Source organism: Thermostilla marina (assembly GCF_054657455.1).
In genome coordinates, this window is sequence record NZ_BAAHYR010000001.1 from 1,352,478 (window position 1) to 1,367,142 (window position 14,665).

Below are 14,665 nucleotides of genomic sequence, written 5' to 3' on the forward strand. Positions count from 1 at the left end.
GGTGTTTCCCGCCGGATGGATCCGGTTTGCGTATCGTCGGCATTCGAGATATGCCGATTGTGAGGGGCTGCCTCGCGTGAATCAAGCGGCGTACGCGGGTTCGCCGGAAGAACACGGCAGAGTCAATCTCGGATCAGGCGTGCGAGCAAGGCCAAAACCGCCGTTTCGACCCGGAGGATGCGTGGGCCGAGATCGACCGTTCGACAGCCCGCTTCCACGGCGGCAAGAACTTCGGCGTCGGTGAATCCGCCTTCAGGGCCGATACAGATACCGATCGTCGTCGGCGACGAGGCACTTTCGTCACCCGCGCCGTTTGCGGCGGCTTCCGGCGTCGTCCGTGCCTCAGCCGGAAGTTCGAGGCGATCACGCGGATGCGCGATTAAGCACACCGCAGGCCGCAAGGGCGAGCGCAGCCACTCGCTCCACGTGACGGGCGAGGCGATCTGCATCAACCGCGTGCGTCCGCACTGTTTACTCGCCTCGATGACAAAACGTTCCAGTCGCTCGGTTTTCGGTTGGACGACGCTTCGCGCCGTGATCAGCGGCACGAAACAGGCGGCGCCCAATTCGACGGCCTTTTCGATCAGAAAATGTTCGCGGTCGCCCTTGGGGACCGCCGAGGCGACCACCACTCGACGCGATGCTTCGCGATCCACCGCCCGACGCCGTTCGACGGCAAGCGTGACGCGGCGTTTGTCGATCGCGGTGACGCGACAATCGAATTCGTTTCCCGACCCGTCGAACACGATGACCGCGTCGCCGACTTTCGCCCGCATCACCCTCGCGAGATGGTGCGCGTCACCGCCGGTCAATTCGGCAGTCGAAGCGTCGTCGGTGATTGGTTGCGGAATGAAATAGCGATCGGCCATCGGTCGACAACCGGCTTCCGGAATCGAAAAGTTGAATATGCGCAGTGTAGGCAGAAGGGGTAAGTCAGTGTGGCGTTGTCGGGTTTTCGGAATCAAGATTTCGGATCGATTCTACCGAAGACACAAATGAAACGGTACCGCTGCGCCCCCTCTGCGCGAGGCCTGTGGGAGCGCCGAAACATTCGGGAAGGAGTCGAGATGGCCGGGGACGGATTACCGAACTACCTCCAATACTGGGGGTTGAAAACGAGACCCTTTTCCACGTCGGTCGGTCCGAGCGGCTACTTTCCTGCGGCGACCGCCGAGGAATCGCTTGCGAGGATGGACTTCGTCGTCGAGCAAGGGCGGACGGCGGGCGTGCTCTTGGGGGCCTCGGGCGTGGGAAAGACGTTCTTGTTGGACGTGTTTGCCTACCAGCAGCGGGCGAAAGGGCGGCAGGTCGTCCGCCTCAATCTTCGCGGCGTGTGGCCGGAAGACTTTACCCCCCTTTTGGCTGATGCCGTAGCGGTCGACGTGTCGGATACCTCGGGTTGGCGATTGTGGGGGGCGGCCGTCAATCGCATTCGCGAGTGGCTCTATTGCCGGATTCCGGTCGTCTTTCTGATCGATGATGTCGGGGCGGCACGGCCCGGCGTCGAGGACTATCTTGTGCGCTTGGCGCGCGTCCGCGGCGGCGATTTTGCGGGACTGCATTTCATCTTCGCCGGACACGGGCCCGAGTTGGTCCGCCAATGCCGCTCTTTGCTCGATTTGGTCGACCTGCGCATCGAGCTGGAACCGTGGGAACCCGATGAGGCGGCGGCCTTCGTAGAACAGCGGTTGAGTGCAGCCGGGGCTTCGCCCGATCGCGTGATTTTTACCGCCGATGCCGTTCTCCACATGTGGGAGGTCGTGTGCGGCGTTCCGCGCTCCTTCGTGCGATTGGCCGATTTGTGCTTGTTGGCCGGGGCGGGCGAAGAACTGGAGAAAATCGACGCCGAAACCGTCGCCGGGGTCTTCCATGAGCTGTTCGGCTCGGCGATGACCTGCGTCGGCGCCGATGCCGACGAACCGGAGTGGGACATCACCTGGGAAGAGACCGCCGACTTCGATTGAAAACGTGCCGAATCTCTTTCGGCTTCAGCGTCGGAGAACAGGGCGGATTCTCGAAATCTCCCGGATTGCGCCGTTTCTCGCTTTCGATTTTGCCTTTTGGGGTGAATTGGTCGAAAAGGCCTTCCGGCGGAACTATAATCGCCGGGTATGCCGACCGAACACGATTCCCAATCTCGCTTTCACGTGGTTCATTTCGACGACCTGCCGGGCGTGTCTTGTCCGTGCGGAACGGCGCGGCGTGCGTTCGCCGACGTGAAGGACATTCCTTTGACGATCCATCGGACCGAGATCGTCGGCGCTGCCGAACCTCACTATCACAAGCGGCTTACCGAAACGTATTACGTGCTGGAATGTGATCCCGATGCCGCACTCGAGTTGGACGGCCGACGAATCCCCGTGCGTCCGGGGAGTTGCGTCGTCATTCCGCCGGGTGTCGTCCATCGGGCTCTCGGGACGATGACGATCCTGAATATCGTCTATCCCAAGTTCGATCCGGCCGACGAGTTTCCGGTTGAGAACGCGGAATCCGGAAACTAGGCCAAATTCTCGGCACGAGTCGAACCCTAGGCCCAGGCGTCGTCGGCGAGAGACAACGAGAATTGCGATCCTGGAGTAGCCGACATGAGTATCGAGCGGATATTTTCGACGGCGTCTCGGGGGCCCAAGGCCCTTCGGCATAATCGGGGCTTCGTGACGTTCTGCTGGGGCATTGCGGTTTCGTTGGGACTGCCGATTCTCGCGGCTTACGCCGGCGACTGGACGCAATTGGGCGGATCGCCTGAGCGGAACGCCGTGTCGACGGCGAGCGGCCTGCCCGTCGAATTCGAACCCGGCGATTTCGATGCCGATGGGAATCCTGTGCCCGATGCGCCGGGGAAGAATATCTTGTGGACGGCACGACTGGGAACAGAAACGTACGGAACGCCCGTCGTGGCGGGCGACAAAGTCTTCTGCGCGACGAACAACGGAGCGGGGTATCTAGAACGTGTGCCCGCAGAGGAAGACTGCGGATGCCTGATCGCCTTTCATCGTGATGACGGCCGATTCCTGTGGCAGTACACCGCGCCCGTGTTGGGCGATGAAAGTATCAATTGGCCGGAACAGGGGATTTGCAGTACCCCCTTGGTCGAGGGCGAGCGTCTTTGGATCGTGACGAATCGCTGCGAGGTCGTCTGTCTCGATACGGAAGGTTTTCGCGACGGTGAGAACGATGGGCCCGTCACCGACGAGGAATCGACCGACGAGAAGGAAGCCGACGTCGTATGGCGATTCGATATGCGCGCGGCGTGGAACGTGCATCCGTTATACATGACGGCGTCGTCGGTCACGGCGGTGGGCGATCTGCTGTTCGTATGCACGTCGAACGGAACGGACGAGAAGGGCGTGGTCGTTTCGCCCGAGGCACCGAGTTTTGCGGCCTTCGACAAGAACAGCGGTGAACCGGTGTGGACCTCGAACCTACCGGGGAAAAACATCTTGCAAGGGCAGTGGTCTTCGCCCGCGGCGGGTGTGCTGGGTGGTGTGCCGCAAGTGTTGTTCGCCGGCGGCGACGGTTGGGTTTACGCCTTTCGGGCCGACGCCCGCTCGAATCCGCCCGAGCTTCTTTGGAAGTTCGATGCCAACCCCAAAACCGCCCTCTACAAGAAAGGCGGTCTGGGGGACCGGAACTATCCGATTGCCGCACCGGTGATCGCGGGAGAGCGCGTGTATATCAGCACCGGCTGTGATCCGCAGTTGGGCGATGGGCAAGGTGATTTCTGGTGCATCGAACCGGGAACGCGCCGAGGCGACATCAGCGCCGAATTGGTCGTCGATGCAGAAGGCAAGCCCGTTCCGCCCGCACGCGAACGGGCCGTCGATCCCGAAGCGGGACAAAAAGTGATTCCGAACCCGAACTCGGCCGTCGTGTGGCATTATCGTGGTGAAGATGTCGACGGCAACGGCAAGATCGACTACGAGGAAGTGTTCCACCGCACGCTGGGGTCGCCGGTCGTTGTCGACGGATTGGTGATCGTCGGCGATTTTTCGGGGATCGTGCACTGTTTCGACGCCGAGACGGGAAAACACCTGTGGTATTACGACATGTTCGCCTCGGTATGGGCGTCGCCGCTGGCAGCCGACGGTAAGATCTACTTGCCCGACGAAGACGGCGACGTGGCCGTCTTTCGGATGACTCGCGAACCGGCGGACCCGCTTGCCGAGAACATGATGCTCGAAAGCATTTACGGTTCGCCTACGGCCGTCGACGGCGTGTTGTATATCGCGGCGCGTAATCATCTGTTTGCCGTCGCGGCAAAGGATGCACGCCCGTGAGCGAGCGCTGCTTGTGTGAAATACGGCCGCATCGTTCTCGTAAGGAGAAAAAGCCGATGAAACGCACCGCGATGTGGTTGCTGTGTACGGCGGTGATCGTGGGGGCGGTCGCTTCGGTGCGCGCCGAAAAGCCCGAAGGGGTGCTTCGGCTTCATCCCGAGAATTCGCGGTACTTCCTGTGGCGGGGTGAGCCGACCGTGTTGATCACCTCGGGCGAACACTACGGGGCGGTCCTCAATCTCGACTTCGATTACAAGCGTTACCTGGCGACGTTGTCGGCCGACGGTTTGAACCTGACACGCACGTTTTCAGGGACGTATCGCGAGGTCGCTTCGTCGTTCGGTATTACCGACAATCCGTTGGCGCCCAAGCCGTTACGGTACATTTGTCCTTGGGCCCGAAGCGACACGCCCGGCTACTACGACGGCGGCAACAAGTTCGATTTGAAGAAGTGGGATCCGGCGTATTTCGCGCGGCTGCACGATTTCATGCGCGAGGCCGCCCGGTGCGGAGTCGTCGTCGAATACAACCTGTTCTGCCCGATGTATCGCGACGAGCTGTGGCAAGCCTGTCCGATGAACATTGCGAACAATATCAACGGCGTCGGCGATGTGCCGCGGACGGAGGTCTACACGCTCGACCATGCCGATCTGTGGGCTGTGCAGGCGGCGTTCGTCGAGAAGGTCGTCACCGAACTGAAAGATTACGACAACCTGTACTACGAGGTCTGCAACGAGCCGTATTTCGGCGGTGTGCGCATCGAGTGGCGACATGCGGTGGCCGACAAAATCCGTGCCGTCGAAGACGAGCTTGGCGTGCGTCATCTGATTTCGATGAACATCGCCAACGGACGGGCCAAGGTCGAAAATCCGCATCCGGCCGTTTCGATCTTCAACTTCCACTATTGCGTGCCGCCCGACGTGGTGGCGTTGAACGCCCATTTGAAAGGCGTGATCGGCGAAAACGAAACCGGGTTCCGCGGTAAAGACGACCTGTTGTATCGTACGGAAGGTTGGGATTTCATCTTGGCGGGCGGCGGATTGTACAACAACCTCGACTATTCGTTCACACCGAAGACGCCCGACGGTACGCTGCGCGACTACCGGTCGCCCGGCGGCGGAAGTCCGGAATTACGAAACCAATTGGGCATCCTGAAACGGTTTGTCGAATCGTTCGATTTCATTCGCATGAAGCCCGACACCAAGACGATTCGCGACGTATCGCCCGCGCTTACGACGAGTTGTCTCTCGAATCCCGGCGAAGCGTATGCCGTCTACCTACACGTTCCGTTGCCGAACAAGCCGAAAGGCAGCTTGGAGGAATACCGGAAGGCGAATCTCCGTGCGTCGCTGACGATGAACGTGCCCGCGGGCGCGTATCGCGTGGAATGGTGGGACACGAAGACGGGCCGGGTCGTCCGCGATGTTGTGGAAACCGGTGACGGCGGGTTGCGCCTGCAATCGCCGCGGTTCGACGACGATATCGCACTGCGGGTGGTGCGGAGCCGCAAATGAATCGCCGGTGGTGCAGGCGACGTTTCGATAGCTGCGAGTCCTTTTTTTGATCCGGGGAACGGCAATGGATCGGCGCGAATTTTCCAAGCGGAGTTTGTTGCTCGGGCTGGGAGCGGCCGCGGGGCTGACCGGCAACGGTGTTCTCTGCGGGCAAGAGGCAGAGACAGGCGAATTCTACACCGAACCGCCGAAGAAACTGCCCGTCCGCAAGTGCGACGTGGTCGTGGCCGGCGGCGGAACGGCCGGTGTGGTCGCCGCCTTGGCTGCCGCGAGAACCGGCGCAAAGACCATCCTCGTCGAGCGCAAAGGCTATACCGGCGGCACCGTAACCGAAGGCGGTACGGCGTTGCATAGTTTCTTCAACTTGTGGAAGGCCTTTCCCGGTGTGAAAAAGCGGCAGGTCGTCCGCGGGATCCCGTCCGAAATCGTCGACGAGCTGATCAAGATCGGCGGATGCAGCGGTCATGCCGAAATGGAGCGCCGCTACGATTACGACTCGGTTTGTACGGCGATCGACACCGAGTTGTACAAGCTGATCACGATGCGGATGCTTGCGAAGGCGGGCGTCACGATGTACTTGAACACGTTCCTTGCCGGGGCGATCGTCAAGGACGGCCGCGTGCAGGGGGTGATCGTCGAGAGCCACGGGGGCCGCGAAGCGGTCATGGCTTCGGCCTTCGTCGATTGCACGGCGTACGGCGACCTGGCAGCCGCCGCAGGAGCCGACTACGAAGAGCCCAACGACTACGCCGTGTGCAACAGCTTCGGCATGGCGAACGTCGACATCGAGCGCTACTACAAGTTCCTCAAAGAAAACGAGGCCCTCGGCGAACTGGCTTGGGGTATGCGCGACGGTAAAGAAAATCAGATCGTCCGACTGAGCGGGCACACGACCAAGATGCCCGAGGAATTCGCCGCCGGAGCGCGGGAAATCGGCATGTCGACGGTGACGACGACCGTCCACGACAACTATTTCATGTTCATCAAGATCAACATGAAATTGCCGGCCAGTCCGACCGACCGCGACACCGTGTCGGAGGGTGAGTTGGCCTTGCGGGAGCGGCAATACCGGGCGATCCAACTCTTCCGCAAGTACATTCCCGGATGCGAAAACGCCTTCATCGCCCGCACCAGCCCGGGATTGAACATCCGCCGCGCGCGACATGTCATCTGCGATTACGACATCACGCATGAGGACGTCATCGAGGGGCGGCACTTCGAGGACGACGTTTTCGTGTACGGTTTCCACGACAGTGCGCCGCGCTACCAGGTGGCCAACGGCGGCACGTACGGGATTCCCTATCGGGCGTTGTGTGTGAAAGGCCTCGATAATTTGTTGGTGGCCGGAATGATGATCACCGGCGACCATCGGGCGCATATGTCGACACGCAATACGGTCAGTTGCATGGGCCAAGGCCAGGCGACGGGAACGGCCGCAGCATTGTGCGCCGCCGGACGGTGCGGCACACGCGAGCTGCCCTACGGGGTGCTACGTGACGCCTTGACCCGAGGCGGCGTCTATTTCGAAACGTGAGCGTGCATTGCGCGAGGTTCGCCGTGCAAGGATCGTGAGCCCGCGGCCGGCGGACAGTTACAGAAAAGTGACGCGCCGCCTCTTCATGGTATCGGGGCGGCGCTTTTTGTGCACGAAGAGATGAATCAAGCCGTTCGAGCGAAAACGCGAGATTGCCGATTGCGGCTTTTGGGGGAAATGCTTGACCATTTTTCGCGCACCGGTCGATAATACCGATACCCTCGACGTGTGATCCCCTATGTTGGTGGGGTGTCTGATGTGGATTCGCCGAAGATCCGGTTCGACGTTATGCCGCGGGTGGGTGTATCGCGCGGCCGTGCTGGCGTTGTGCCTGCACGTGTCGGCCGGGTGCCATTGGCATCATGCTCAGGAAATGCCCTCCGGCGAGCTCACGTCACACGAATCGGCAACCGCGGGCGCGGAATGGTCGCATGCCTGCTGCCCCTGCGAAAAAGACGCGACGACAAACGGCAACCGTTGTTGTTTGGGCCGGTGTCCGATCGTTCCGGTAAGTACGACAGCCGGTAATCCTGTTCTTTCCGCGGAAAGAGCCGTGGGGCAGCGAGTGCCGACCGCCATGCCCACGGCCGATCTTCTCACGGCAACGGGCCGATCTTTCTCTGTCGATGCAGCGAGGCCTCTCTTTTTGACCTGCTGCGTTTTGCGCTTGTAATCCGCGCAATCTGTGAATGCTGCGCGCCCTGAGGGTGTTGGGTGGTTTTGGGCTGCGCCGTCGATTGGGGAAGGACCGTACGCTGCTTGCGGCGGTTCGGCGTGGTGTGTTCGCGGTAGGCGGATCTTGGGAAATGAGGAATTTGGTATGGCTGACAGTTCAGACAGACGCGCGGCGAGCGGGGTCGAAAAAGCGACGGAAACCGCCCCTGGAAAACAGCGGCCGTCTGCAAAAGCGTGGTGGGTTGTCGCGGCGTTCATCCTCGGGGCCGTCGTCGGCGCTGCTGCCTGTGTGTGGACGACTTCGTCGGAAACGACGCTGTTTGCCGCCATCGCGGCTTCCGACCACACGGACGGGCCGGTCACCGGCCACGATGTCGATTTACAAGAGCATTCCCGCCGGCATGCAGAGGAAGCGGATCACGATCACGCCCCCGGTGAAGCGTGTAACGAAACGCACGAACACGAGGGCGAATCCGAACCGCACGGTGAGGAGTCGGCAACGATTCTGGAGCTGTCGGAACAGGCGCGTCGCAACATCGGTCTTCAGGTCGTGACGGTGGCACGGGGATTGTTCGTGAAACGCAAGTCGGTGCCGGCGGTGGTCGTCGAAGTGCCCGGCCGAAGTCGCACCGTCGTGTCGGCTCCGATTACCGGGATCATCGAACGCGTCGAACCGGTGGCGGGGCAGGGCGTCGCCCCGGGCGATCCCCTGTTCACGTTGCGATTGACGCACGAGGACTTGGTCGAAAAACAGAGTCGATTTCTCGAGTCGCTCGAGGCGGCCGACGTCGTCCGGCGAGAAATTGCGCGTCTCGAACAGGTGACCCAAAGCGGGGTGGTCGCGGGCAAACAGTTGCTCGAGCGCAAGTACGAACTCGAAAAACTCGAAGCCTCGTTGCATGCCGCGCGCGAAGCCCTTTTGCTGCACGGTCTTTCGGCTTCACAAATCGACGAGATCGCCCGCTCCCGTCGATTGTTGCAGCGCATCATGATCGTCGCTCCACCTTTACAGCACGACGAAGCTTCCTCGCACGAGGCCGTGTGGCAAATCGCCGACTTGGCCGTGCAGCCGGGCGTGCAAGTCGAGGCCGGGGCCGTTCTCTGCGAGCTTGTCGATAGCTGCCGTTTGTGGATCGAGGGGCAAGCGTTCGAGACCGACACCGCTTTACTCCAAACGATCATGCAGGAACAGCGGCCGGTGGATGCGGCGCTTCCCGGCGATGTGCAAGGAACGCTTTCGGGGCTACACGTATTGGCGATCGACAACGAGATCGACGAACAAACGCGCGCCCTGCGGTTCTACGTCGAGGCAGAGAACGAGGTGATCTCTCAACGGCGGGACGACCAAGGACGCCGGTTCGTCGTGTGGCGGTTGCGGCCGGGACAACGAGGCGAGCTGTTGTTGCCCGCCGAATACTTGCCCGATGTGCTGATCCTGCCCGGCGATGCCGTGATCGAAGAAGGGCTCGAGCAATATGTGTACCGGGAACATGAAGGCCATTTCGAGCGGGTCTCGGTGCACTTGTTGCAGCGAGATCGAGAGTTTGCCGCGATCGACGACGACGGCAGCATCGCCGTGGGAGATCGTGTCGCCGCCGCGGGAGCATTCCAGATTCACCAAGCGATCAAGAATCGAAACGGCCCCGTGATCGATCCCCACGCAGGCCACAATCATTGAGGCGGGTTTTTCGAGTCGACGAGACGACAACCACGGAACGCGAACACATGCTGGCTGCGCTGTTCAATCGAATTATTCGCTTGTCGTTGGAGAATCGTGTCGGCACCGCCGTGGCCGCGATTCTGCTGGTGATTCTCGGCGTCCGCGAAACGTATCGATTGCCGATCGACGTCTTTCCCGATTTGAACCGGCCCCGCGTGGTGGTCATGGTGGAGGCCCCCGGCCTGGCGCCGGAAGAGGTCGAGACGCTCATCACGTTTCCCATCGAGACGGCGCTCAACGGGGCGACGGGTGTGCAGGCCGTCCGCACGTCTTCCGCTTCGGGGTTGGCGGTGATCTATGTCGAGTTCGATTGGGGAACCGACATTTTCAATGATCGCCAGATCGTCGCCGAGCGGTTGGCCCTCGTCTCGGATCGCTTGCCCGAGGGCGTTCGCCCGCAACTGGCGCCCATCGCGTCGATCATGGGACAGATCATGATCATCGCCATGTGGAGCGAGGACGGCAGCACCTCGCCGATGGAATTGCGGACACTGGCCGATTGGGTCGTGCGCCAGCGACTTCGGACGATCTCGGGCGTTTCCCAAATCTTCGTGATGGGCGGCGACCGCAAACAGTTCCAGGTGTTGGTCGATCCCGACGCCCTCGTGCGATTCGGCGTGACGTTGCACGAGGTCGAGACGGCACTCCGCGAAAGTAACGCAAACGTCGGTGGCGGATACCTCGACGAGCAAGGGCCGAACGAATTGATCGTCCGCGGTATCGGACGCCTGAAGACGATCGACGATGTGCGCGACATCGTCGTCACGTCGCGCGGAGGGCGTCCTGTCGTCGTCGGCGACGTCGCCCGCGTGATCGAGGGGCCGCAAACCAAACGCGGCGACAGCGCGGCATATGCCCGCGGCGAAAACGGCTTCAGCGGCGGGAGGGCCGTCCTGCTGACGATCAACAAGCAGCCGGGGGCCGATACACGTCGCGTGACGATGGAAATCATGCAGGAGCTCGAAAAGCTGCAAGCTTCCATGCCGGCCGACATTCGGTTTCACCCCGAAATGTACCAGCAGAAGCAGTTCATCGACCTGGCGATCCGCAACGTGATGGAGGCATTGCGCGACGGGGCGATCCTCGTGCTGGTGATCTTGTTCCTGTTTTTGCTGGACTTGCGGACGACCTTCATCACCTTGACGGCGATTCCCTTGTCGATCTTGGCGACGGCACTGGTGTTCGCCGCGTTCGGATTCTCGATCAACACGATGACGCTCGGCGGTTTGGCCGTGGCCGTCGGCGAACTGGTCGACGATGCGATCGTCGGCGTGGAAAACGTGTACCGGCGATTGAAAGAGAACCGCCGTGCCGGTTCCCCGAAATCGTCGCTGCGGATCGTGTTCGAAGCCAACGCCGAAATCCGCGGATCGATCGTCTTCGGCACGTTCATCGTCACGTTGGCATTTGTTCCCGTGTTTGTCTTGGGGGGCTTGGAAGGACGCTTGTTTTTGCCGTTGGGGACGGCGTACATCGTGTCGTTGGCGGCGTCGCTCGTCGTCTCCCTGACGATCACACCGGTCTTGTCGTATTGGTTGCTGGCGACGCGTTGGGGATGGCCGGTCGCCGCGGCCGGAATTGCGACGGCCGTCGGGATCGGCGGCGGCATGTGGTGGCTGCCTCGATGGTTCGAACGATTGGGATTCGATCGTGCCGCCGAACGGTGGTCGCAAGGCGGCGGGTGGACGGTGGGGATCGGTGCGTTTGCGACGGGGTGCGTTGCGTTCCTGTTGTTGCTTTCGGCGGAACGTTTGTTGCAAGGCGATCGCGACGGTTTTCTCCTCCGGTTGCTCAAGGGCGGAGCCGGTCTTGCAATCCGCTTCAGCACACGTCGACCGCGGACGGTACTGGCTGCGGCCGTGGTGATCCTCGTGCCTGCGACGGCCCTGTTGATGCGGATGGAAAGGGACTTTTTGCCGCCGTTCGACGAGGGGGCCGTGCAGATCAATGTGTTGTTGCCGCCCGGTACGTCGCTGGCCACTTCGCAACGCGTGGCTGCCGACGTCGAACGGCGACTCATGCAAATCGACGACATCCAAGCGTTCGTGCGAAAGACCGGCCGGGCGGAACTCGACGAGCACGCCGTGCCGGTGAGTCGCTCGGAATTCATCGCCACGTTGAATCCGCATTCCGGACGCAGTCGTGAGGAAGTCTTGGGCGAAATCCGCGAGGCGCTGCACGAAATCCCGGGCATCGTCGTGAGCGTGGAACAGCCGCTGGCACACCTCATCTCGCACATGCTTTCGGGCGTCCAGGCCCAGGTGGCGATCAAGATTTACGGCGACGATCTCGAGACCCTGCGGCAAATCGCCGAGGAAGTGCGTCGAGAAGTATCGACCGTGCCGGGAGTCGTCGACTTGCAAAAAGAGCAGCAAATCGACATTCCGCAATTACGGATCGAAATCGACGGTGCCCGGCTGAAACAGTACGGCTTGCGGCGGGCCGATGTGTACGAATTGGTCGAAACCGCCCTGCAAGGAAAAGTCGTCTCCGAGATTCTGTCGGGACGGCGGTCGTTCGATTTGATGGTGCGATTGGATGACCCCTACCGGGAAGACATCGAGCGTATCAAGCGTCTGCCGCTGACGCTCCCCGGCGGCGGGCAAATCGCCCTGGAAGCGGTGGCCGAGGTGTACGAGAGTTCCGGCCCGAATACGATCAACCGGGAAAAAGTGCGACGGCGGATCGCCGTCCAATGTAATACCGCCGGCCGCGGATTGGTCGATGTCGTGGAAGACATCCGCCGGCGTCTCGACCCGATCGAGCACGACTTGCCGGTCGGGTACATGATCGAATACGGCGGTCAATTCGAAAGCCAGGCATCGGCGGCGCAAAGCATGGCGATCGCATCGGGATTGGCCCTGCTCGGCATGTTCATGGTGTTGTATACGCTGTTCCGGTCGGCAAATCTTGCCTTCCAAGTGCTGGCGGCCCTGCCCGCGGCGTTCATCGGATCGCTCGTACTGCTTACCTTGACCCATCAAACGCTCAGCGTGGCCGCGATGGTCGGGTTCATTTCGCTTTGCGGGATCGCGTCGCGGAACGGGATCCTGCTGATCGATCACTATTTGCACCTGGTCGCTTACGAAGGCAAGGACTGGACCCCGCAAATGATCGAGCGGGCGGGAAAAGAGCGCGTAGCCCCGGTCTTCATGACGGCCCTGACTTCGGGCATGGGATTGTTTCCCCTGATGTTGGCGGCGGGCGAGCCCGGGAAAGAGATACTCTATCCGGTGGCCACGGTCATCATCGGCGGGCTGATCTCCAGTACCGTCTTGGAATTCTTCGTACGTCCGGCGTTGTTCCAGTGGTTGGGAATTCCCGCAGCAAAACGCGTTCTCGCGGGACGTAGAGACGACGTTTTCGGAGACGAGAAAGCCGCACCCGGAGAGAGCGTGAAGATGAAGGATATGGGAGAGGAAGGTTGAGTGCGAGAAATGCAGCAAGCGAGGTGTGTTTAGGGCTTGTGGCGGTTTTGTGGGCGCACCTGTGCCTCGGTGACGAAGGATGATACGAGGGTGGTTGCCCTCTCGGGTGGTGTTCAGGGAGAAATTGTGATGTGTCGTCGGCTGATGACCGGCCTCTTGCTGGCTGGGAGCGTGTGGCTAGCGTCGAGCGCGGCGTCGGCACAAGAGGTTCCGGCGACGGCGGCGCCGCAAGACGGTGTCGTGGTGGTTTACGATGCCCCGACGACGCAGGCTGCCGAACAACCGGAACAGGCGGATGCCGTTCTTCGCATTGCCGAGTTGCACCGCCGGGCGCTCCAGAACAATCCGACACTCGTTCAGGCCACGCGCAAGATTGCCGCATTGCGAGCGCGGGCGTATCAAGCCGGGCTGCCGCCGAATCCGCAAGTCGGTTACTCGGCGGAAGAGATCGGTGACGAAGGCGGGGCCGGCCTTCAAGGGGCGGTTTTCTCGCAACAGCTACTTACCGGCGGAAAGCTCTCCGCCCGCAAGCGGGTTTACTTGAAGGCGGTCGAACAGGCCGTGCAAGAGTACGAGCTGCAACGGCGTCGCGTCGAAAACGACGTCGATCTGGCAGCGGTCGATGTTCTCGTCGCCCGCGAAAATACCCGCATTGCCGAACACCTTGCTTCGCTGGCGCGGCAGGCCGCGGAAGCTGCCGAACAACTTTACGCAGCCCAGGAGGTTGGTCGGACCGACGTCATTCAGACGCAAATCGAGCTGGAACAGGCCGAGGCGGTCGTCGATCGTGCCCGCTTCGACGAAGCGGCGGCGTGGCGTCGTCTGGCGGCACTGATCGGCGAGCCCGATTTGTCGCCTCAACCGTTGGAAGACCGGCTCGACGACCTCGTTCCGGAACTGGACTGGGAGTCCGTCCGCGCGACCTTGTGGCAGCAAAGCCCCGAGATCGCACGTGCGGCGGCGCGTATCGAGCAGGCTCGGGCGCGATTGGCTGCTGAATGCGCCGAGCGTGCGCCGGATATCGACGTCGAGTTGGGCGTCCACTACAACGATGCAAGCGACGATACCGTTGCCTCGGTGGGCTTCGGGATGCCGCTGAAGGTTTTCGACCGAAACACCGGGAACATCCGTGCGGCGGAACACGAGTTGGCTGCCGCGCAACAAGAACTCCGCCGCGTCGAACTCGAGCTTCAGGCACGCCTGGCCGATGCCTTCCGTGAATACGAACAGGCCAAGGCCGACTACCGTCGCTACCGGGATCGGATTCTTCCCAACGCAGAACAGGCACTCGCCATGATTCGCGAAGGATACCGACAAGGCGAACTCGGATTGCTCGACTTGCTCAACGCCCAACGAACCTACTTCCAGGCCCAAAAGGCCGCTGAGAACGCCTTGGGCAAGCTCTGGAAGTCGGCAATCAGCATTCGGGGACTGCTTGTCGTCGGGGCGCTCGAACCGATCGAAGAGTGGGGTTCGCCGTAACGTTGATCGCATCGCGAGTCGCAAGCGTCCTCTTC

Annotated in this window: 9 protein-coding genes; 8 read left to right on the forward strand and 1 reads right to left on the reverse strand. The window is 61.4% G+C overall.

The window, feature by feature from the left end:
• Positions 1-122: 122 nt before the first annotated feature.
• Positions 123-869 (reverse strand): 16S rRNA (uracil(1498)-N(3))-methyltransferase, encoded by a 747-nt coding sequence (locus ACYQ2I_RS04875; protein WP_460165875.1) that lies wholly within the window; start codon positions 867-869, stop codon positions 123-125.
• Between the two features lie 126 nt (positions 870-995).
• Between ACYQ2I_RS04875 and ACYQ2I_RS04880 the strand changes: the two genes are divergently transcribed.
• The 8 genes from ACYQ2I_RS04880 (at position 996) to ACYQ2I_RS04915 (ending at position 14,630) form a co-directional block, all read left to right on the forward strand.
• The gene (locus ACYQ2I_RS04880; protein WP_460165876.1) at positions 996-1,964 is read left to right on the forward strand and encodes an ExeA family protein; all 969 of its coding nucleotides are present in this window, start codon (positions 996-998) and stop codon (positions 1,962-1,964) included.
• A 147-nt stretch (positions 1,965-2,111) separates the two neighbouring features.
• Positions 2,112-2,501 (forward strand): cupin domain-containing protein, encoded by a 390-nt coding sequence (locus ACYQ2I_RS04885; RefSeq protein WP_460165877.1) that lies wholly within the window; start codon positions 2,112-2,114, stop codon positions 2,499-2,501.
• Between the two features lie 84 nt (positions 2,502-2,585).
• Positions 2,586-4,277: an outer membrane protein assembly factor BamB family protein gene (locus ACYQ2I_RS04890; RefSeq protein ID WP_460165878.1), complete on the forward strand. Its 1,692-nt coding sequence runs from the start codon at positions 2,586-2,588 to the stop codon at positions 4,275-4,277.
• A gap of 56 nt (positions 4,278-4,333) precedes the next feature.
• The gene (locus tag ACYQ2I_RS04895; protein ID WP_460165879.1) at positions 4,334-5,791 is read left to right on the forward strand and encodes a glycoside hydrolase family protein; all 1,458 of its coding nucleotides are present in this window, start codon (positions 4,334-4,336) and stop codon (positions 5,789-5,791) included.
• Between the two features lie 64 nt (positions 5,792-5,855).
• Positions 5,856-7,325, forward strand: a complete 1,470-nt coding sequence (locus ACYQ2I_RS04900) for an FAD-dependent oxidoreductase (protein WP_460165880.1) — start codon at positions 5,856-5,858, stop codon at positions 7,323-7,325.
• 820 nt (positions 7,326-8,145) lie between these two features.
• Positions 8,146-9,678, forward strand: coding sequence for an efflux RND transporter periplasmic adaptor subunit (locus ACYQ2I_RS04905; RefSeq protein WP_460165881.1), 1,533 nt, complete (start codon positions 8,146-8,148; stop codon positions 9,676-9,678).
• A 59-nt stretch (positions 9,679-9,737) separates the two neighbouring features.
• The gene (locus ACYQ2I_RS04910; protein ID WP_460168399.1) at positions 9,738-13,148 is read left to right on the forward strand and encodes an efflux RND transporter permease subunit; all 3,411 of its coding nucleotides are present in this window, start codon (positions 9,738-9,740) and stop codon (positions 13,146-13,148) included.
• A gap of 129 nt (positions 13,149-13,277) precedes the next feature.
• Positions 13,278-14,630, forward strand: coding sequence for a TolC family protein (locus ACYQ2I_RS04915; protein ID WP_460165882.1), 1,353 nt, complete (start codon positions 13,278-13,280; stop codon positions 14,628-14,630).
• The last annotated feature ends 35 nt before the right edge of the window (positions 14,631-14,665 follow it).

What these genes read in the sequence shown, in the direction of transcription:
- ACYQ2I_RS04890 (WP_460165878.1), top strand. Translation starts at nt 2,586, where the DNA reads ATGAGTATCGAGCGGATATTTTCGACGGCGTCTCGGGGGCCCAAGGCC.
- ACYQ2I_RS04895 (WP_460165879.1), top strand. Translation starts at nt 4,334, where the DNA reads ATGAAACGCACCGCGATGTGGTTGCTGTGTACGGCGGTGATCGTGGGG.
- ACYQ2I_RS04885 (WP_460165877.1), top strand. Translation starts at nt 2,112, where the DNA reads ATGCCGACCGAACACGATTCCCAATCTCGCTTTCACGTGGTTCATTTC.
- ACYQ2I_RS04875 (WP_460165875.1), bottom strand. Translation starts at nt 869, where the DNA reads ATGGCCGATCGCTATTTCATTCCGCAACCAATCACCGACGACGCTTCG.
- ACYQ2I_RS04900 (WP_460165880.1), top strand. Translation starts at nt 5,856, where the DNA reads ATGGATCGGCGCGAATTTTCCAAGCGGAGTTTGTTGCTCGGGCTGGGA.
- ACYQ2I_RS04905 (WP_460165881.1), top strand. Translation starts at nt 8,146, where the DNA reads ATGGCTGACAGTTCAGACAGACGCGCGGCGAGCGGGGTCGAAAAAGCG.
- ACYQ2I_RS04880 (WP_460165876.1), top strand. Translation starts at nt 996, where the DNA reads ATGAAACGGTACCGCTGCGCCCCCTCTGCGCGAGGCCTGTGGGAGCGC.
- ACYQ2I_RS04915 (WP_460165882.1), top strand. Translation starts at nt 13,278, where the DNA reads ATGTGTCGTCGGCTGATGACCGGCCTCTTGCTGGCTGGGAGCGTGTGG.